The 19,837-nt window shown below is 63.3% G+C and carries 18 protein-coding genes; 11 read left to right on the forward strand and 7 right to left on the reverse strand.

The window, feature by feature from the left end:
- Positions 1–69: 69 nt before the first annotated feature.
- From R9J51_RS16110 to R9J51_RS16125, 4 genes are all read left to right on the forward strand, one after another.
- Complete coding sequence (locus tag R9J51_RS16110) at positions 70–1,779, forward strand: thiamine pyrophosphate-dependent enzyme (RefSeq protein WP_179505070.1); 1,710 nt, start codon at positions 70–72, stop codon at positions 1,777–1,779.
- The gene (locus R9J51_RS16115) at positions 1,776–3,413 is read left to right on the forward strand and encodes an FMN-binding glutamate synthase family protein (RefSeq protein ID WP_179505071.1); all 1,638 of its coding nucleotides are present in this window, start codon (positions 1,776–1,778) and stop codon (positions 3,411–3,413) included. The genes R9J51_RS16110 and R9J51_RS16115 overlap by 4 nt, the downstream gene beginning before the upstream one ends.
- 387 nt (positions 3,414–3,800) lie before the next feature.
- A complete protein-coding gene (locus R9J51_RS16120; protein WP_179505072.1) occupies positions 3,801–4,157 on the forward strand; it encodes a ParD-like family protein in 357 nt (118 codons plus the stop codon).
- Positions 4,154–4,741, forward strand: coding sequence for a zeta toxin family protein (locus tag R9J51_RS16125; RefSeq protein ID WP_179505073.1), 588 nt, complete (start codon positions 4,154–4,156; stop codon positions 4,739–4,741). Before R9J51_RS16120 ends, R9J51_RS16125 begins: the two co-directional genes overlap by 4 nt.
- 148 nt (positions 4,742–4,889) lie before the next feature.
- On the opposite strand, the gene R9J51_RS16130 is transcribed toward R9J51_RS16125, so the two are convergent.
- Entirely contained in the window at positions 4,890–5,732 is an 843-nt protein-coding gene (locus R9J51_RS16130) for an oxidoreductase (protein WP_179505074.1), read from the reverse strand.
- Between the two features lie 99 nt (positions 5,733–5,831).
- Here R9J51_RS16130 and R9J51_RS16135 point away from each other — a divergent pair, with 99 nt between their 5' ends.
- The 3 genes from R9J51_RS16135 to R9J51_RS16145 all read left to right on the forward strand — a co-directional run bounded on the left by R9J51_RS16135 (position 5,832) and on the right by R9J51_RS16145 (position 8,716).
- The gene (locus R9J51_RS16135) at positions 5,832–6,734 is read left to right on the forward strand and encodes a LysR family transcriptional regulator (protein ID WP_179505075.1); all 903 of its coding nucleotides are present in this window, start codon (positions 5,832–5,834) and stop codon (positions 6,732–6,734) included.
- 240 nt (positions 6,735–6,974) lie between these two features.
- Positions 6,975–7,433: a DUF6265 family protein gene (locus R9J51_RS16140; RefSeq protein WP_179505076.1), complete on the forward strand. Its 459-nt coding sequence runs from the start codon at positions 6,975–6,977 to the stop codon at positions 7,431–7,433.
- Positions 7,434–7,573: 140 nt separating this feature from the next.
- A complete protein-coding gene (locus tag R9J51_RS16145) occupies positions 7,574–8,716 on the forward strand; it encodes an aminotransferase class V-fold PLP-dependent enzyme (protein WP_179505077.1) in 1,143 nt (380 codons plus the stop codon).
- A 47-nt stretch (positions 8,717–8,763) separates the two neighbouring features.
- Here R9J51_RS16145 and R9J51_RS16150 read toward each other — a convergent pair whose 3' ends face one another.
- Complete coding sequence (locus R9J51_RS16150) at positions 8,764–10,161, reverse strand: PLP-dependent aminotransferase family protein (RefSeq protein WP_432787583.1); 1,398 nt, start codon at positions 10,159–10,161, stop codon at positions 8,764–8,766.
- A 108-nt stretch (positions 10,162–10,269) separates the two neighbouring features.
- Here R9J51_RS16150 and R9J51_RS16155 point away from each other — a divergent pair, with 108 nt between their 5' ends.
- The gene (locus R9J51_RS16155) at positions 10,270–10,629 is read left to right on the forward strand and encodes a UrcA family protein (RefSeq protein ID WP_179505078.1); all 360 of its coding nucleotides are present in this window, start codon (positions 10,270–10,272) and stop codon (positions 10,627–10,629) included.
- 972 nt (positions 10,630–11,601) lie between these two features.
- Positions 11,602–13,404: a diguanylate cyclase gene (locus R9J51_RS16160; RefSeq protein ID WP_179505079.1), complete on the forward strand. Its 1,803-nt coding sequence runs from the start codon at positions 11,602–11,604 to the stop codon at positions 13,402–13,404.
- 64 nt (positions 13,405–13,468) lie between these two features.
- Here the strand turns inward: R9J51_RS16160 and R9J51_RS16165 are convergent, their stop codons facing one another.
- The 5 genes from R9J51_RS16165 to R9J51_RS16185 form a co-directional block, all read right to left on the reverse strand.
- Entirely contained in the window at positions 13,469–14,551 is a 1,083-nt protein-coding gene (locus tag R9J51_RS16165) for a hypothetical protein (protein WP_179505080.1), read from the reverse strand.
- A gap of 310 nt (positions 14,552–14,861) precedes the next feature.
- Positions 14,862–15,803, reverse strand: coding sequence for a dienelactone hydrolase (locus R9J51_RS16170; RefSeq protein WP_179505081.1), 942 nt, complete (start codon positions 15,801–15,803; stop codon positions 14,862–14,864).
- Positions 15,800–16,657, reverse strand: a complete 858-nt coding sequence (locus R9J51_RS16175; RefSeq protein WP_432787584.1) for a sterol desaturase family protein — start codon at positions 16,655–16,657, stop codon at positions 15,800–15,802. The genes R9J51_RS16170 and R9J51_RS16175 overlap by 4 nt, the downstream gene beginning before the upstream one ends.
- Before the next feature lies 1 nt (position 16,658).
- Positions 16,659–17,087 carry an EF-hand domain-containing protein gene (locus tag R9J51_RS16180; protein WP_179505082.1) on the reverse strand — a complete coding sequence of 143 codons (429 nt, stop codon included), beginning with the start codon at positions 17,085–17,087 and terminating at the stop codon, positions 16,659–16,661.
- Between the two features lie 77 nt (positions 17,088–17,164).
- On the reverse strand, positions 17,165–17,578 hold the full coding sequence (locus tag R9J51_RS16185) for a hypothetical protein (protein WP_179505083.1): 414 nt from the start codon (positions 17,576–17,578) through the stop codon (positions 17,165–17,167).
- Between the two features lie 159 nt (positions 17,579–17,737).
- Here R9J51_RS16185 and R9J51_RS16190 point away from each other — a divergent pair, with 159 nt between their 5' ends.
- Both R9J51_RS16190 and R9J51_RS16195 read left to right on the forward strand, forming a co-directional pair.
- The gene (locus R9J51_RS16190) at positions 17,738–18,460 is read left to right on the forward strand and encodes a response regulator (protein WP_179505084.1); all 723 of its coding nucleotides are present in this window, start codon (positions 17,738–17,740) and stop codon (positions 18,458–18,460) included.
- Between the two features lie 5 nt (positions 18,461–18,465).
- Positions 18,466–19,815 carry an ATP-binding protein gene (locus R9J51_RS16195; protein WP_179505085.1) on the forward strand — a complete coding sequence of 450 codons (1,350 nt, stop codon included), beginning with the start codon at positions 18,466–18,468 and terminating at the stop codon, positions 19,813–19,815.
- Positions 19,816–19,837 lie beyond the last annotated feature (22 nt).

The following is a 19,837-nucleotide window of genomic DNA, read 5'->3' on the forward strand; positions in this document are numbered from 1 at the left end:
CATCGCGTGAAGCCAAAGCATGGCTTGCGCGTTCGGGCACAGGACAGCAGCCAACAGCAGGAACAGCCTATGACCACCGTCGCCGATGTGATCGTGAAAACACTCGAAGCGGCGGGCGTCGAACGCTGCTACGGCATTCCGGGCGACACGCTCAACCACATCACCGATGCCATCCGCACGAGCGGAATCCGCTGGGTCCACGTCCGACACGAGGAAGCCGGCGGCTTTGCCGCCGGGGCCGATGCGATGCTGACCGGCAAGCTTGCCGCCTGTGCCGGATCGTGCGGCCCGGGCAGCCTGCATTTTATCAATGGCCTGTTCGAATCCCACCGCAATCGCGCCCCGGTCGTGCTGATTGCCAGCCAGATCGTGCGGGACGAACTGGGCTTCGACTTTCCGCAGGAGGTCGATTTCAAGGCGGTCTATGCATCCTGCAGTGTGTTCTGCGAGGAAATTCGCACACCAGGACAGGCCCGGCGGATGACCGCGATGGCAGCGCAAGCCGCACTGGCCAAGCGCGGTGTGGCGGTGCTGATCGTGCCTGCCGACGTGTCGAGCGCGAAGGCCGCAGACGAACCGGACTTTGCCGTGCATCACGCCACTCCTGTCGTTCGCCCTGCGGACGCGGAACTGGATCGCCTTGCAGCGGCCCTCAACAGCGGCCGGCGGATCGCGATCTACGGAGGGTCGGGGTGCGAGCAGGCACATGATGCCGTCGTGGCGCTGGCCGACCGGCTGCGGGCGCCGGTGGTGCGGACATCGCGCGCCAAGGACTTTCTCGAGCACGACAATCCCTTCGATGTCGGCATGACCGGCATCTTCGGCAGCGAGTCCGGCTATCACGCGCTGGTCTCCTGCGACGTGCTGCTGCTCCTGGGCTGCGACTTTGCCTGGCGGCAGTTCTATCCCGAAAAAGCCACGATCCTGCAGGTCGACCTGGATGGCACGCACCTCGGCCGACGGCATCCGGTCGACATCGGCGTTGTCGGCGACATCGCGCCGACACTCGAGGCCCTGCTGCTGCGGATCGCTCCACGCGACGACAATGCCTTTCTCGACGAATGCCTCGAACACCACCGCAAGGCACAGGCGGCACAGGCGAAGCACGCCACGGTCGGCAAGGGCGGCGCGATCCACCCGCAATATCTGACCGAGACCATTTCGCGCCATGCCGCGCCCGACGCGGTGTTCACCGCCGACGGCGGCTCACCCATGGTCTGGTCGCTGCGCCACATTGCGGCAACCGGCCGGAACCGCACGGTGGTCAGCCTGACCCACGGCACGATGGCCAATGCCATGCCGCAGGCGCTGGGTGCCAAGGCGGCCTTTCCCGATCGGCAGGTCATTGCCCTGTCCGGCGATGGCGGCCTTGCCATGTTGCTGGGAGACCTGCTGACCGCCGTGCAGGAAAAGCTGCCAATCAAGGTCGTGGTCTTCAACAATGGCGCACTCGATTTCGTGGAAATCGAGCAGAAAGTCGAAGGCTTGCTCGACGCCTATACGGAACTGGTCAATCCCGACTTCGCGCGCGTTGCCGAAGCGATCGGCTTTCGCGGGCGGCGCGTGGAACATGCCGAAGACCTTGACGCTGCTGTACAGGCCTGGTTGCAGGAGCCGGGTCCGGCGCTGCTCGACGTGGTCACTGACCGTTATGAACTGGTGATGCCACCGGCGGTCAAGCCCGGGCAAGTCGCGGGTATGGCGCTCTATTCCGCCAAGGCCGTGCTGGGCGGACGTGGCCGCGATGTGGTCGGGATCATCCGGAACCTGATCGCGTGAGCGGGCGCCCTACCCTCACCCAAGCGCTGTGGCGCGATCATGCGCTGTCGCGCAATGTGTTGTTGTTTGTGGCGCTGGCCGGAACCATCGGGTCCATTGCGGCAGGCCTGGACCATCCCCGCGCGTGGTGGTTGCTGTTCCTGTTCGTGCCCTTGTTGCTGATCACGGTGATCGACCTGGCGCAGACCCACCATTCGCTGCGCCGCAACTATCCCGGTTCAGCGCGCCTGCGTTGGTTCTTCGAATGGCTGCGCCCGTTCCTGCGCTCCTACATCGTCGAAAGCGATCTCGATGGGCGGCCGTTCAGCCACGACGAGCGCGCCCTGGTCTATGCCAGAGCCAAGGGCGACGTCTCGACCCATCCGTTCGGCACCGAACTCGACGTCTATTCCGAGGAGTACGAGTGGCTGCCCCACTCGATGGCGCCGACCCGCCAGGCCGAACGCTACACCCGCGTCACTGTCGGAACCGATCAGTGCAGCAAGCCCTACCGGGCAGCGCGGCTGAACATTTCCGCGATGAGTTTCGGCGCGCTCAGCGCCAATGCCATCGAAGCGCTCAACCTGGGGGCAAAGATCGGCGGCTTCTATCACGACACCGGTGAAGGCGGCCTGTCCCCCTACCATCTCAAGCATGGCGGCGACATCGTATGGGAAATCGGTTCGGGCTATTTCGGCTGCCGCGACGCCAAGGGCCATTTCCACCCCGAGCATTTTCGCGAACGCGCGAGGCACGATGCGGTCGTGATGACCGAGATCAAGCTCAGCCAGGGGGCCAAGCCCGGGCATGGCGGATTGCTGCCCGGTGCCAAGGTCACCGCTGAAATCGCGAAAATCCGTGATGTTCCCCAAGGCGAGGATTGTCTCTCGCCAGCCTATCACACCGCCTTTTCGACCCCGCGGGGCCTGCTCGAATTCGCTGCCCGGATGCGGGAGCTGTCGGGCGGGAAGCCGGTCGGCATCAAGCTGTGCGTCGGCTATCCGCACGAACTGTTCGCGGTCGTCAAGGCCATGGTCGAGACGGGGATACTGCTCGATTTCATCGTCATCGACGGGGCCGAAGGAGGCACCGGCGCCGCCCCGACCGAACTTTCCGACCGCGTGGGCATGCCGCTGCGCGAAGGGCTGATGCTGGCCCGCAATGCACTTGTCGGCACCAACCTGAAGGGCCGGGTCAAGCTGGCCGCATCGGGCAAGGTCAATTCCGGCGCTGCGATCGCGATGAACGCGGCGCTCGGCGCCGACTGGTGCAACGCCGCCCGGCCGTTCATGTTCTCGCTCGGTTGCGTGCAATCGCTGCGGTGCCACACCGATACGTGCCCGACGGGCATCGCCACCCAGTCCCTGGCGCGCCAGCGCGGGTTGGTCGTGCCGGAAAAGGCCGAACGCGTCGCCCGGTTCCAGAAGGCAACCCTCGACGCCTTGCATGACATCGTGGTTGCAGCCGGTCTGAACACGCCGGACGAATTCACGCCCGACAGCCTGCGCCAACGAATCAATGCATCGGAGATGCGCTCGTTCGACGAGCTCTACCCGTTTGTGGCTCCGGGTGAATTGCTCGACGGCGCGCGCGATCCCCGCCTTGCCGCATGGTGGCGCCAGGCCGACCCGGAAAGCTTTGCCAGGCGGGCATGACGCTATGCCGACAGCTTGGCCCAGAACTTCCTGGCCTTGATCCAATGAGGCGCAATGCGGCTGTGGGTCGGTGTTTATCAATCTGCGGCCTTTAGCCGACCCTGCTCGATCAATCGCGCTTCGCCAGATAGATCGATAGCCTACATGCATTCGCTGATGCTGCTCCTTCAGGCGCTGCCACGACGCACACGCGCATCATACGATGCCCGATGAAAGGAGACATCCAGCGCATCATTTGGCATCAGCTCGCCCGCTGATTGCCCATTGCCAACCGAAGGCGCGCCGCAATCGCCGAGTTCCCGAACTCTTGGGCATGCACTTTCGAACTGCGTGATCAGCCTTGAAAGAGAGGTGGCAAAATGCTACCTCTAAGTGCAGAGGTGAGGTATGGCCCAATCGATCAAACTTGCCGATGACATCATGAAGATCGTACGCCGGGAATCCGAACTGCAAAGCCGGTCGGTCGCTGGCCAGGTCGCGCATTGGGTGCGCATTGGTCGCGCGATCGAGCTGTCCGGTCATTTCGATCATGCCAGAATCACCGCGGCCCTTGCAGGGCAAATCGAGACCACGGCACTCACCAGTGAGGAAAAGGACGTCTGGCTCGACAGCTTCGTCGAAAAGATGGGACAGCCCGGGCCTGACGAAAAATCCTATTTCGCTGGTCGGCGACAGCTTGGTCTCGGCGTCGGCCTCGATGCCGCTGGCAATCTCGTACGCGGGAAAACTGCAAGCGAGGAATGAAACCGACACTGATCGTACTTGCCGGGCCGAATGGCTCCGGGAAGTCCACGCTCTATCAGGCTCGTGTTGCCCCCAGCTTCGCCGGCCCGTTCATCAACGCTGACATCATCCAGCGTGAGGAACTCCGTAATCCTTCACCACAGGCATCCTATGAGGCAGCACAGATCGCCACCGCGCGCCGAGCCGAATATCTCGCGCAGGGTCGGGATTTCGTAACCGAGACGGTCTTCTCCCATCCATCCAAGCTCGCGCTCATAGACGAGGCTCGCTCCAGCGGCTTCACTGTCATCGTGATGCATGTCGGCGTCAATACGCCGGAGCTGTCCGTAGCGCGTGTCGCCGCGCGCGTGGAGGAAGGCGGGCATATTGTACCGGAAGACAAGATCCGCGCCCGCTACACGCGCGGCGCGCCTCTCATTCGAGCAGCGATCCTCAAGGCTGACCGCGGCATGGTTTTCGACAATTCCCCCCTCAACCAGCCGCCGAACCATTGCCTCACTTTCTCGGATGGGCGGCTGGTCTTCGCTTTGCCTCATCTTCCAAGGTGGATCAGGTCTGTCTACGCGGCGGACCTGGTTATTTAGGATCGCCTTAAAAGCCGCCATATACGTTTTCCAAACCCACCCTGAAACCGACCCTTTGTTCATATCGACTGCCGACGCTGTGCTATTGCCACGTTGGCGCGGCTGAGCCATCCGCAGAGCAGCACCCGATAGGCGCCTCCCCCATTTGTCAATTGACGTCTGGCGCGGGGAAATCGGTCGAATGCGTAACGGCATGCCATGTAGAAAACTCGGCCTGAAGGCTCGCGATCTTTTCAGAAACGAAACGCGAGGCATCCGATCCCAAGAGCAGATGCGCAGGCGGATCCTGCGCATCAACAAGTTTCAGGACGGCTGCCGCCAACCGCACCGGATCGCCCGCCTGATGGCCGCTGATAGCTTCGCGCTTTGCCCGGATCGGGTCCATCAGCGCGTCGTAATCAGCGATTGAGCGCGGCGCCCGGACCATCGAACGCCCGGCCCAATCGGTGCGAAAAGATCCAGGCTCGACGGCAGTGACATGAATGCCCAGATGCTTAACCTCCTTGCCCAGACTTTCGGAAATGCCTTCCAGCGCGAATTTGCTGCCATGGTAATAGGCCAGTCCCGGCAGTGTCATCAAACCGCCCATCGAGGTGATGTTGAGAATGCGTCCACGGCGCCTCTGCCGCATGAAGGGCAAAACAGCCTTAATCGCCGCCACCGCGCCGAAGACATTGACGTCGAACCGGCGCCTCAGCTCATCTATCGTCGATTCCTCGACCAGCCCTTCATGGCCATAGCCAGCATTGTTGACGAGGACGTCAATCGGCCCGATTTCGCGCTCGATGCGCTCCACGAGTGGCGGAATTGCGGCATCCTGCGTGACATCCAGTAACACGCGATGCGCCAGCTCGGGAGACAGCGCCTCGAAAGCGGCGCAATCCTCCTCGCGCCGTAGACTGCCGACCACCGTATCGCCAGCACCCAAGGCTGCCGTCGCGATAGCTCGGCCGAAACCGCTGCTGACGCCCGTGATGAACCATATGCGCATGGAAACTCTCCTGCCTGATGCCGTGGGGCGGATTTACTCCGGCGCCAAACGTGAGATAATCGACGCAATTTTCCTCATCATGCTGAGTAAATTTCATCAATGAGCAGCATCGGCCCCGGCGACCTCGCCAGCTTCCTCGCCATTGCTCGCCATGGCAGCTTTCGCCGCGCAGCCGACGCCATCGGCTGCACCCCCTCCGCCCTCAGCCACGCCTTGCGGACATTGGAAGAGCGGCTGGACGTGCGCCTGTTCAACCGCACCACCCGCAGCGTTACCCTGACCGAAGCTGGAGCGCAGCTATACGCCCGCCTTGCCCCCGCCTTTCGCGACATTGACGACGCACTCGACGATCTCAACAATTTCCGGGGCACGCCCACCGGCACGCTCAGGCTCAACGCCGCGCGCTCCTCTGCCGAAATGGTGCTGCGCCCGATGATCAGCCGCTTTCTGGTGGCATTTCCGCAAGTCCGGGTCGATCTGGTCATCAGCAACGGGCTGATCGATCTGGTTTCGGGCGGCTTTAATGCCGGAGTCCGCTTTGGCGAAACCATTGCGCAGGACATGATCGCCGTCCCCATCGGCCCGCGCCAGCGATCGGCGGTGGTAGCCTCGCCCGCCTTTTTCAAGCGCTACCCGATCCCCAGGATGCCCCAAGACCTCAAGACCCTACCTTGCATCCGCCTTCGCTTCGAAAGTGGCCGTTACTACGCCTGGGAGTTCGAACGCGACGGCGTCGATCTGACTGTTGATGTCGATGGTCCGCTGTCGATGAACGATCAGTCGCTGATGATCGAGGCCGCGCTGGATGGTGTGGGCCTGGCGTATGCCTTCGAGGGACAAGTCGCCGATCTGGTCTCTGCGGGGCGGCTGGTGCGCGTGCTGGAGGATTGGTGTCCTCCTTACAACGGCTTTCATCTCTACTACCCCAGTCGCCGGCAACTCCCTGCCGTGCTTCGGGCCTTTATAGATTTTTGCCACGAGGAGGCGCACGTAAAGCTTTGATGATGCTGGTGCTCATAACGCCTTAAGAGCAGTCATTCGCGGCTCCTGCATGCTCCGTCTGAACAGGCCGTTGATTCATCGCGCCGAGATCAGGGATGATCGGCCCGCACGTCGGTATGCACGTGGATGGCGCGCAAGCTGTGGCAGGAAAGGGACATTGGTCGGAAGAGGTCGTTTTACCTGCTCTTCCGCGCAGAGTATCATCGCCCTTCCGGGTTTTTACCGTCGGACGTGTAAAAGATGTTGATGATCCTCGCCGCCATCGCTTCGACACTGCCTCAACAGGTGAATGGTCTGTCATGGATGGCAGGTCATTGGCTGGAATGCACGCCTCGCCATGAGACGTCCGAAATCTGGACCGATGCCCGAGGCGATGTGATGCTGGGTGTGAGCAAATCGGTACGCGGCAACCGAGCGGATTGGGAATTCGCGCGGATCGAGATCGCGCCGGAGGGACTCACCTTTTTCGCCCATCCCAAAGGGCAGGCGCCAACCTCTTTCCGCGCCATATCTGTCGGCCCTGGTCAGGTGATATTCGAGAATATCGGCCACGACTTCCCGCAGCGCGTGATCTACACGCGCCACGGCAACCGGCTGACGGGACGCATTGAGGGTATCATCGAGGGACAGGCTCGCTCGATCGAGTGGAACTATACCGCCGCGCCGTTGAACGCCGCATGCCCGGCCATGACACAGTGATTCCGACCTGGCGCGATGCTTATCAGGCATGATCGTGCTGATCTTCTTTCCGATACAGTTCACTCCGATCGCGCGGGACCGTCTCTTTTGCTCACGGTTTGCTTGTGAAACGAAAGGGCCGATCTTCGGAAGGAATCCGCATGCGCACGCCCGCCATCTTCGTCGCCCCGGCCCGCCCCTCGCGGGAAGTCTATTTTGCCAATGCCGCGCATGGCTTGCCCAGTGCGCCCGTGCTTCAGGCCCTGCAGGACTATCTGGTCGAGGAAGCCGAGTGGGGCGCCGCTCAAGCAGCGCAACGCCATGAGACACAACTGGCCGAAGCCTATGCCGCTGCCGCCAGGTTGATCGGCGCGGATGTGGATGAAGTGGCCTTCCTGGAAAGCGGCAACCGCGCGCTTCAGGCGCTAATTCTTTCGCTGCGGCTGGAACCGGGCGACCATGTCCTGGTCGATCGCAGCTGCTGGGGCGGCACGCTGGGCATGCTGGCCGATCTGCCCGGCGTGGTGGTGGACGTGATGCCCGCCGACGCCAATGGCCGCGTTGATGTGAGCGCCACGGCGGCAATGGTCCATCCGGCCACGCGCTGCATCCTGCTTACTTGGTGTCCGGCGACTAGCGGCATCGTCAATCCGGCGCAGGCAGTGGGGGCTCTGGCCCGCAACATCGGCGTGCCCTTTCTGATCGACGCCTGCCAGATGCTGGGGCAGCGGCCGGTCGATGTGCGGGCTTTGGGTTGCCACGGGCTGGCGGCCAGCGGACGCAAATGGCTGCGCGGACCGCGCGGCACGGCGCTGCTCTATGTCGAGCGCGATTTTCTGGCGGCCCATCCCGCCGTTATGGCCGACCAGATCGGGCGCCCGCGTTTGGATGCGCGCATGCATGAGCCGGGTGAAGCCAACCAGGCCGGGCGTATGGCACTGGGCGTGGCGATCCAGGCCGCGCTGACAGTGGGACTGGAACCCATCGCCGAACGCCTTGGCGCCCTGTCCGGTCGCCTGCGCGCAGGCCTGAGCGCACTGCCCGGGGTCACGATGATGGAAAGCGGCGAGGACCTTTCCGCCATCGTCGCCTTCCGCATTGCTGGCATCCCTGACGCTCAGGTCATGGCCGATCTGGCACGGCGGGGCATTCGCATCGGCGTTTTGGAAAAGGCGCATGCGCCCATCGATATGGCGGCACGCGGACTGGACACAGTGCTGCGCGCCGCTCCGCAGGTCTATACGAGCGAGCACGACGTCGATGCGCTGGTGCAGGCCGTGGCCGATTTGGCGGGCATGGCCTAGAACCAACCTACCCTGCTGCTCATCAGCTCTGCGGCCGAAAGCCCCATTCACCCCTTGCACAGCCGCTCCAACGCCACGTCGATACGCGGGTCATCCATCATCGCCACATTGAACCGCATAAACCCCGAGGCCGTCTGGCTGCTGCTGAAGACATTGCCCGGCGCCAACACGATGTCTTCCTCCAGTGCACGGCGCGCGAGCACGGTGGCATCAACCCCCTCGGGCAGGCGACACCACAGGAAGATGCCCGCCGAAGGCTCGATCCAGGGCGTCAGGCCAATGGCTTTCAGGCGACGGATCGCATTGCCCCGCGCATCGGCAAGCCGGGCGCGGATCAGCTCCATATGGCGGCGATAGCTGCCGTCGGTCAGGATCTGGTGGACCAGGTTGGCGCCCACGGTATTTCCGGGCATGCCGGTGGCCATGCGCAGGTCGGCCAGGCCCGCGATCCAATCTGCCCGCGCCGCGACATGACCGACGCGCAGGCTGCCCGAGAGCGACTTGGAGAAGCTGCCCACGCGGATCACCCGTTCCAGTCCGTCGAAACTGGCGTAGCGCGGGGCCTGGGTGGTTTCGAAATCGGCGAAGATGTCGTCCTCCACCAGGACCATGCCGGCGCTTTCGGCAATTTTCAGCACGCGCCGTGCCACTTGCGCCGAAAGTGTGGCGCCGGTGGGATTGTGGATCGCCGAATTGGTGATGTAGAGCCGCGGCGCATGAGCGGTCACGGCCTCCGCGAAGGCTTCCACATCGGGTCCCTGCGGCGTGAAGGGCACGCCGATCACCCTGGCGCGGTGCGCGCGCAGCAGGGCGTGGAAGTTGAAATAGGTTGGGTCGTCCACCAGCACCACATCGCCCGGTGCGATCAGATAGCGACAGACCAGATCGATCGCCTGCGTGCCCGAGGCGGTGAGCAGGATCTGATCGGGTGAGGTTTCGATGGTCTGATCCGCCAGCCGCCGCGCGATCAGCTGGCGCAGCGAACCGAGCCCTAGCGGTGAGCCGTAGCCCAACAGCGTGTCACCATCGCCATGGCGTGCCAGATGGCGCAATCCCTTGCGCAGCAGTTCTTGGGGCAGCCAGCTTTCAGGCAGCCATCCGCTGCCGGGCTTTAGCGCGCCGGGCCGCCCGTTGAGCGAGAGACGCAGCGCCCAGATCGGATCGACCTCTCTTTCGCGCTCGGGTTCAGCATCGGCGATCGTGAAAGGGGCGAGCACCGGTGCTACATAGAAGCCCGATCCGGGGCGCGCATGGATCGTCCCCCGCGCGGCGAGGCGCTCGTAGGCTTCCACTACCGTCGATTTGGAGAAGCCCGAACTGTCCGCCATCGCCCGCACCGATGGCAGGCGTGCGCCCGCTGCCAGCGCGCGGCGCTCGATCCGGCCCTGGATCAGGGCCATCACCTGTTCCACCTTGGTGCTGCCAGGCGCGTGCTGCGGCTGCAAGTGTACTCTCCATCATATCAGTACGGTTCATTACTATCGTACTGCATTGTCCATGGCACGGCCAGCCCCTGAAGTTCAGAGGCAGGCTCGTTCCCGCATGGAGTTGAGATGATGAATTCCCAAGGCTTGTACCGCTTCAGGCAACATTCCACCCCGATGCTGTTCGCCACTCTGGCGGTGCTGAGCGGCTGGGCCGTGCCGTCCAGCGCGCACACCGATCCCTTTGGCGAGCGGGTTGAGATCAAGGTGCACCGACCCGCCGCGCCGGTGCGCAGCGACGCCATGGCGCGGCATAACATCGCGCGTTTGGGAAAGGCCGCCATGCAGGCCTGCGGCGCATCAGACGAAAGCTTAGCCCAGGTACAAGCGGCGGTGCGCCGGTCCCCTTGCTGGCATCAGGCGATGGATAGTGCCGTCCGCCAAGTCGGCGATACACAGCTGAGCGCATGGTGGGCCGCGCATCGTTAGCGTCCGCGCGCGTGACGTCAATTTCGGTATAGATCGAGATGAGCGCATGGGGTGGAGCATGCCCCACCCCATGCGATTTCGATCTCGGAGCCCGACCCGCAGGACTTTCAGCCGGGTCGAACGAACAGGTCGACCATGGCACAGTTATGCGCTGCGGAGCCCGCGTCAGCGAAGCCGTGCGCGGTAGCGAACCGGATCGAACGCGCATTGTCGGAATTGTGATACCTGCCTTGAAACGCCGGAGGGTGTTCAAATCGGGCGTGGCCCGGGTAACAGCATGATGATCAAGGCTGGGTCACCGATGCTGCTGATGCGATCGGCAAGGTTCCACGGCTGGGTTTTGCGCTTATTCTCCATGACGCGAGCCAATCTCCTGCCACTTTGACCCAAGCATGGCTGCCGACGCGACTTTGCGCAAAGCAGCTCGCAACCGATCGACCTAGGTCGTGAACTCATAAATGGCGCCCCCGAGGCGCCAAAATGGCGAACATATCGGGCCAAAGTGCCCGCCGCGAAGGCTGGTAGCCTTTGCAAGGGCGCTTTGGGCTGAGATGGAAGCCATTTTGGCGTCCCTTCGGGATTTGACCCAAAGGCCCCCTCGCAGCGTCGAAAGCACTGGAAATATTGCCCATATTCCTGCGCGCTTTCTCCTCGCGACGGGGCCTTTGGCCCCAAACCTCGGGGGCGCCATTTATGAGTTCACGACCTAAACAGCAGTAAGTCTGTTTTCTACTCGCTGACTTCGAACTGCGAATGAGCCGCGAGTGATACAATCGTTCACTGTCAATGCGGATGCGTGGACGGCGTGAGTGGCCTCGAGCCAGGAACCACGTGAATCGCCGTCGAAGCTGCGGATCTTGGGCGCGCGACGATGCATCGAAAGTGGACCGTCGAACAAGGGCACAGGTCAGCCGGCGCGAATATTGCTTTGTGGTTAATCACTCCTAAGCACTCGACCTATAGCCAGTCTACATGAGACTGACGACCATCACGAACTGGGCTTATGGCGTCACCGTCGTATTGTCCCTCATTTCCGGGGGAACGATGCTGCTCGCTTCCCACGCCCAGGATGAGGAACGCACAGCGGTTGCCGAACGCGCCTTGCTGGATCGAGCCGCTGAAAAGATCGTGGAAGAGGAAGGTGCTCTGAGCGGTCTAGCTCGGCAATTCGTCATCAGCGGAGATGCACGAGATCTGGCTGCCTATCAGCAAGCAGGCCAAGGCCTGCGTTCGGTGGAGCAGCGCATGCGCGGCATGTTCGATGCAGGCGCATCGTCGGACGAGTTGGACGCGCTCAAAGCTGGCATGCTAGCCATCGACGAGCTTCAGGACGAGCAGCAGGAGGCTATTACCGCACGCCGGAAGGCCAACAAGTCCTTGGCCATCGAACGGCTGTTCGGGGCCGATTACGAACGCGATCTCGACCGGGCAATGGCCCAGTTCGACAAGTTCCAATACCAGCTCGATCAGCGCACCGAAACGGAGGTTGCCGGTGCCACGGCCCTGGCGCGAATTTGGAGGTCAGCCTCGGAAGCGGCGCTAGCCGTCACCGCTTCCCTATTCCTCTGCGTGATGTATTTCATCTTCCGCAGGCGGGTAATCCATCCGGTGGTGAAGCTCAGCGATGTGGTGGCGCGACTTGCGGCGGAAGATTACGCCGCCATCCCGCCCGAGTTCGCCCACGTCGACGAGATCGGTGATATGGCTCACGCCATCCGAACCTTTCGCGACAATGGTCTGGCGCGACAAAGGCTGGAGCAGGAACGCAGCAGTGATCGCGCCATCCGTGATATGCTTTCGCGCATGACCCAGCGCATGCAGGCCAGCGACACCTTTCACGATCTCAAATCCGTGATCGAATGCTTTATCCCGGAGATCGCGCCGGCCTATGCTGGCAGGCTGTATCTGCTGGATGAAACGCGCCAGGTGATGGTCGAGGCGGGGTCCTGGCTCTCTCCCACTTCTTCCCCGCCGGAATTTCCGCCCCTGTCTTGCTGGGCGCTGCGGCGCGGTCTGCCGCATCGGCCCGGCGGTGACGGCATAGATATTCCATGCGCCCATATCGAGGAGCAGGATCGCTCGATCGACTCGATTTGCCTGCCCTTGACCTCTCAGCGCGAAACGCTGGGCCTGCTCTATTTGGAGAGTCATCGCGCCGGTGAGAGCGATGCGGCTTCCGAAGCCAATCTTACGGTGCTGGCGGAGAACATTGCTCTGGCCGTCGCCAACTTGCGCCTGAGGGAAGCGTTGCGCGCCATGGCCATGGCCGATCCGTTGACCGGGCTCGCCAATCGGCGCCACCTTGAGGCGGTGTTGGAAGCTGAAATCGCCATGGCGCAGCAGCATCCCCACCCCCTCAGTTGCATCATGGTCGACGTGGATCATTTCAAACGCTTCAACGATACTTACGGTCATGATGCCGGCGACGTGGTGTTGCGTGAGGTGGCATCCGCCCTGAAAGGCTGCTTGCGGGATGGCGGATTTGCCGCACGGGTTGGCGGCGAAGAGTTTCTACTCCTCCTTCCAGGTCTGTCAGTGGAACAGGCCATCGACCGCGCGGAACTGATGCGTCAGCGGATCAGCGAACTGAAGTTGCGCGTGGACGGCGGCGACCTGGGGACGGTGACCGCCTCATTTGGCGTTGCGGGCACACCCGAGATTTGTGAGCCGCACAAGGTTCTTCAGACCGCCGATGCAGCCCTACTCCGTGCCAAGAAAGCCGGACGCAATCGCGTTGTCTGCGCCCAACCACGGCTGGACAAGGCGCACGGTTGATTGCGCCCCTATAGCCGACATTCTTCGTTCCGAAGACGATTGTTAGAAGCCGCCGTTGGCTCATTCAGCTGAACGACGGCGAGCCATCTGCCCAGCCGGACGCTTGCCAGAGGATGTTGAACTGTTCGCGCAGCAGCGGCTGCATCGGCGCGGAGAGATCGTCCACGCGTAACTCTGGCAGGAATAGCTCGGGTTTGCGGATACTCCGGCCGCTGCCCCGCGCGCGGGTGAGTTCGACATCTTCCACGCCGCGAAAGGCGATCGACACCAGTCCTGGACCAGTCAGCCCGACCTCGATGAGCACGCTGGCGAGGCGTTCGAAATGGGTGACGATCTTGGTCTCAAGCTCCCGGCCATTGACCGCGACCTGCGGATCGTCATCGATCCGCTCCCCGATCATCGCCTCATATTCGATGGCGCCAGGCCGCACGAAGCGGGTGCGCCACCGGGTTTCCGGATTGTTGTCGGTCGGGATCAGCGGAAGCCCATAGCTCCACCATTGGCGCTTATCCGAGCCGGATTGGACGCGAACCTGCATGTCGGGCGGAAAGCGCAAAGCGGCCGTTATAACGAGCTTCGGATCGATCGCCGGCCGATCCATGGCGGCAAGTGGCAAGATGCGCAGCGTCATGCTGAGCGTAGCGACTATCTCGGGGAGTCCACCGCACATCCGGTCCATCGCCAACTTATTGACCGCGGTCCCAGCTGCTTCCCATCGGGGATCGACCTGTGGGGCGGCGAGCGGTGGGGCAGCGACGCGAATTCGTGACCGCCCGACCTTCTCGAAGGCGTCGATCGCATCGATCAGGGCAGTTGACCGGCTGTCGAGCTCCTTGACGGCGGCCATGGTCGCCGGCTGCATGCCGCGCCGGACATCTTCGTCCGTCTTCACCCAGGCCATATTGTGATTCTGGTTCATGACGTGGACCCGCTCATAGACCAGCTCCATGAGCGACTTGTTCGCCGCGCGAACGGCTAGAGCTGCCTTCTGAAGTACCTCGTCCTCGAAATCGAACGCGGCGCCCGCCCAGGTGGCTGCCATCTCGTCGAGCGGATCGAGCGCCTTGCGCGGGTAAGGCGTCCCGAAATTATGTTCGCGCAGAAACAGGCGCAGCGACTCAGGGAGCTGCGCGCGATAGCGCCACAAAAGGCGACGTTCGGCGGCCAGGGGTGGAGCGTCGAAACTGGTCGTAGGCTCACCCCCCCCTAGCCGCACACTGGAATGTCGATGGCTGGGAAGCAGCGGTCATCCGAGATGCCTTCGCCGCGTGGTGGCTCTGCCCAAATGCGGTCGTTCCAACGTGTCAGAGCCGGGGCGGTGTTGGGCCCAGATGGTGGCGAAGGGTCGGGCTGTTTTCGGGTGGCAAGATGACGGTATCTGTCATCTTACAAGGAATTCTGCACACAGACTGTCCCATGCAGACCGTTTCGGACATCGAACGCGTCAGTTCGACATTCTATTTTTCTTCAAAGTGATCTTCTTTGGCAAGCAAATGCCGATCTTTGGCGATCAAGTCAGGCCGGCTTGAACCCGACATGAGATAGGTCCGCCAGAAGTCGGTGGTGAAACGGGCGACGGCATCGACGATATGCGCAGTGGCGCGCATGACAGGCATCCGTTTCGACTGGCCGCCCAGCATCATGTGATTGGCATCTTCGAGAACGAGCAGATACTTGCTCCCGGTCGGCATGGCCGCAAACGGCCGGGTACGATCCTGGGGCGCCACACTGTCGAGGAATGGCAGTTCGTCGCGTGTGCCCGTGATCGAGAAGAAGGGAATGGCGATCCCTCCGAAAGCCGAACGGTCGTCCTGCCTCAGTGCTGGTTGCGGACTGAGCGCAATCGCCGCCTTGATACGCGGGTCGTGCATGATCGCCGCGCCGCCGTAGCGCGCGCCCGACACGGCCAGCACCGTCTGGGCGCCAAAGCTGTGGCCCGCCATGCCGACGCGGTCCATATCGAGCCGTCCGAGATCGCATGCCCCTTCACGCCCGCCCTTTGCCAGCCGGTCGAGCACGAAATGGACATCGTCAACGCGCGCTTGTAGCTGCTGGCCGTTCATGGCGCGGCGCAGGCCCTGCATCGGCCGCATCCTGCCCTTCCAGATCGCTGCATCGCTGCCGGCATGCTCAATATTGACGGTTGCGAAGCCTGCCTCGGCCCAGACCGTCACCCAATCCGTTCCGGCGTCAAGGCTGCCGCCCAGGCCATGGCTGAAAAGAATGACAGGGACTTGGGCGCGTCCTTCGGGCATCCGTATTCGCACCGGAACGGGACGACCGCTTCTTGTCGCGTCGGTCCAAACCGCATTGCAGATGGCGGGCGCGGCGAAGGCCTGAGCCGGAGAAAAAGCGGCGGCGCTTATTGCCACGGCGGCTGCAGCGAAAAGCGGTTTCATGGCGCCAACTCCTGGGTCTTCCGGTGCTGTAGGACAGTGCCCGGCGGCGAGAGCGCGATGCGCACGGCGTAGCGCAACCCTTGCGCGGTTTTCATATCCTGCAACAGGTCGCGCCATTCGCGAACGGCCAAGCGCACGGGATTGGTTTCAAGCCCCCTGCCCTTGAGCCCGAACACCACCGGTTCCTCGGCTCGCTCGGCGCGGAAGGTCCCGAACAGGCGGTCGAAGACGATGACCACGCCGCCGTAATTGCAGTCGAGATATGCGTCGTTACAACCATGGTGCGCGCGGTGGTGGGACGGCGTGTTGAGCAGCCATTCGAGCGGCCCCAAGGACAGCTTAGCCTCGGTATGGAGGAAGAACTGGTAGCGCAGATCCAGCGCCAACAGCAGCACCACGAGCCGAGGATCGAACCCGACGAACACCAGCGGCACATAGCATACCCATCCCGCCGACAGGAGGTTGGTCCAACCGAGCCGGAGTGAGGAAAGCAGGGTCATCTCCCCGGGTGAATGGTGAACGGCATGCGTCGCCCATAGCCAGCGGACCCGATGGCTGGCGCGGTGGAACCAGTAATAGGCGAACTCGACCGCCAAGAACCCGGCTACCCAAGTCTTCCAGTCGTCGAGCGGAAGATGGATGGGGGCAATCTTCCACGCGGCATCGAATACTGCCCCGATGACCACACCATTGAGGATGGCGGTCGGAATGTTGCCGACGGCAAGGCCAAGCGTGGTCAGCGCATTGCCGCGATCGTAGCCGCGCCCGCTGCGCAAGCGCCAGACGATCTCGGCGAACACCAGCCCGACCACGACCGCCAACCAAGCCGGTGAACGGGTGAGCAGTGCGTCCACGTCACATCCCTCCCCGCATCGCCCGCGCGTTGGCGCGGAAGGCGGTGAGTTCGGACTGATCGACGAATCCATCGTGGTTGGCATCGGCCATGTCGAACATCGTGGTCGGCGCATGCGCCAGTTCCTGTTGCGTCACCCTGCCGTCATGATCGGCGTCGGCGCTCGTGATGAGTGCATCCATCTTCGCTTTCGCTGCGGCAAAGGCCGCCAGACGGGGAAAATCGGCGGCACTGATCACGCCGTCGTGGTTGCGATCCAGTTCGGCGAACCGGGCGCTCCGGCCCGCCATGAATTCATCGCGGCTAATGCGGCCATCGTGGTTGGCGTCCGCGCCGGCGAACATGTCGGCAAAGCGGCCACCCCTTTGCGCATGGGCCGTGCCGGCGATGGCAAGGGTGGCGGTCGCGGCGATGAAGAGGGACATTCTCATGATGCTATCCTTGTGAAAGTCGGCCCGGCCATCTGGGGGGAGAGGGCGAGATGGCCGGGCCGCGTGGCGGGGCGAGCTCAGTTCTGGGGCGGGGTCGAGCTCACCGTTCCCGACACGGTGCCGGTGCGGCCATTCGGGCCGGTCACAGTCGATGAGACGCTGCTTGTACCATTGCCGTTAGCAGTAACGCTGGTCGAGCGGCCCCAGGTCTGGCCATTGTTGGTGGTGTGCGTCGCGCCGCCCGAATAGGTGCCATTGACCCAGCTACCACCGCGCGTCGTCGTGGCGCCCATACCCGAATTGGTCTGGATGCCGCGGGTCACACTTGTGCTGCCAGGCTGGCGGTCGACGCTACGCGACAGGGTGCCGCCACGGCCGCCAGTACCCTGGACCGAAACCGCGCCGCCACGCGGCCGCGCTTGCACAGGAACAGCGGCAAGGCTGGCGGCGACGGTAGCGCCGGCAACGAGAGCGATAGCAAATTTCTTCATGGCAAATCTCCAAAAAGTGGATCGGCCGTTCTCGTCCGATACCGTCAATCTGGAATGTCGGTGTAACCCCTTTGCGAGCGGCGGATGAGCGTGTGTGAAGAAATGTAATCATGCCGATCGTCACTTTTCCTCGCCGCGTCCCACAAGCATGATGGGCCTATGGACAGCCAGACCGTCATTGCCGTCGTCGAGGACGATCCCGAGATCGGCCCCCTAGTTGCAGCCCTTTTGCGACGGGAGGGGTTCGAGGCGGAATTGTGCCCGACGGGCGAAGCATTCGACCGCCTGCGCGCGCGACGGCGGGTCGATCTCGTCGTGCTCGACGTCATGCTGCCGGGCGAGGACGGGCTTTCGATCTGCCGCCGGCTCCAGGCGGAGGGCGAAGTGCCCGTGCTGATGGTCACTGCGCGCGGCGATGACATCGACCGCATCGTCGGGCTGGAGATCGGCGCCGACGACTATCTGCCCAAGCCGTTCAACCCGCGCGAGCTGGTGGCCAGGGTCCGCGCGATCCTGCGCCGCACCCGCGACAGGCATCGGGTTGCCCCCATGCCAGCTGCCGAGGAACGCTGGCGTTTCGAAGGGTTCGAGCTCGATCTGGCGCGACGGACGCTGATCGATCCTGCAAGTAGGGAAATCGAGCTCACTGGGGGTGAATTCGACCTGCTTGCGGCCTTCGTGCGCCATCCACGGCGGGTGCTTTCGCGCGATCAATTGCTAGACTGGACGCGCGGGCGCGATGCGCAGCCCTTCGACCGCGCGATCGACGTGCAAGTGGGCAAACTGCGTCGGAAGCTGGAAGCTCATCCGGTTGGAGCAGGCCTGATCAAGACGGTGCGCGGCGGGGGCTATTGTCTTGCCGCCCAAGTAGAGCGTGGTTGAGCACCATGCAGCGCGGCACGCTCTCCTTCCGCATCACGGTGTTGCTGGTTGGCAGTTTCGTCCTGCTGCAGCTTGCGGTGTTCGCATTGACATGGACGCCCGGACGGGATGAGCCTTCGGGCGGCGGCGGGCTCCCCAGCGTCGCGCAAGTGCGCGCGATGGTCGATCTGATCGCGGCCGTGCCTCCGCCACGCCGCGTCGCGGCCGCGAAGGCGTTCGACGGCGCGCTCTATCACGTGTTGGTCCAAGGCGGCCCGCTGCCCGCCACGGTTGAAAGCGCGCAGGCCATGAACATCGGCCGCGTCTACAGCAGGGGATTGCCTGGATATCGCCTGTCCGTAACCGGACGTGCGGCACGGTTTCGCAGGCTGGCGCGATTAAACCCCTGGCCTGGATGGATGTCCGATCCGCTTGCCATCCATGTCACACTGGGCGGCGACCAGCCCGCCATGCTGACGATCGAGAGTCAGCCGTCACAGCCGGTTCGCACCCTGCTTCGCCAGCGCGCGGCGCTACTCGGGGTTGGCGGAATCGCGGCGCTGGTGGCGCTTGCCTTCGCGGTGCGCGCGACCACGCAGCCAATGGCACGGCTGGCCCGCGATATCCGCACCTATCGCGGCGAACCGGATTCCCCCGATCTCGCCGTCGCAGGTTCTCCCGAACTGCGCGAGCTGGCGCAGGCCTATAACGAGATGAAGGGCCGTATTACCGAGCTGATGGCCGAGCGCACCCGTGTCCTTGCCGCAATCGCGCACGACATGCGCACCTATATCACTCGCATCCGCCTGCGAGCCGAGTTCATCGACGACGCGGAGCAGCGTGAACGCGCCGCGCGCGACCTCGACGAGATGGCGGCCCTGCTCGAAGACACGTTGCTCCTCGCTCGGGCCGAGGCCAGCAGGGCCGGGATGCGACGGTCCTTGGATCTCGCCGCCGAGTTGCGCCGCGCCGTGGAAATTCACCAGGAAATGGGCGATGCCGTAGTTTTGTCGCTTTCGGTCGAGCAGGCAAGCGTTGTCGCCGCGCCGCTTGCGGTACGCCGTACATTGACCAACCTGATCGACAACGGCCTGCGCCATGGCACGCAGGTTGTCCTGTCGCTGTGCGAGGATCGAGGGCGGTGGCGGATCGACATAAGCGATGATGGGCCGGGCATAGCGGCCGATAAGCTCTCCGGATTGGGCCAGCCGTTCGGCAGAATCGATCCCTCGCGCGATAGGAGCGCCGGTGGCGGAGCAGGGCTTGGGCTGGCGATTGTCCGTGCGCTGATCACCGCCCAGGACGGCGAGATCGCATTCGCCAATCGGGACAAAGGAGGCTTTCTGGTCAGCATTTGGCTTCCGGCCAGCCTTTAGCATACCTGCTAGGCCACCCCAC

Source organism: Novosphingobium rhizosphaerae (assembly GCF_050920675.1).
Taxonomy (GTDB): domain Bacteria; phylum Pseudomonadota; class Alphaproteobacteria; order Sphingomonadales; family Sphingomonadaceae; genus Novosphingobium; species Novosphingobium rhizosphaerae.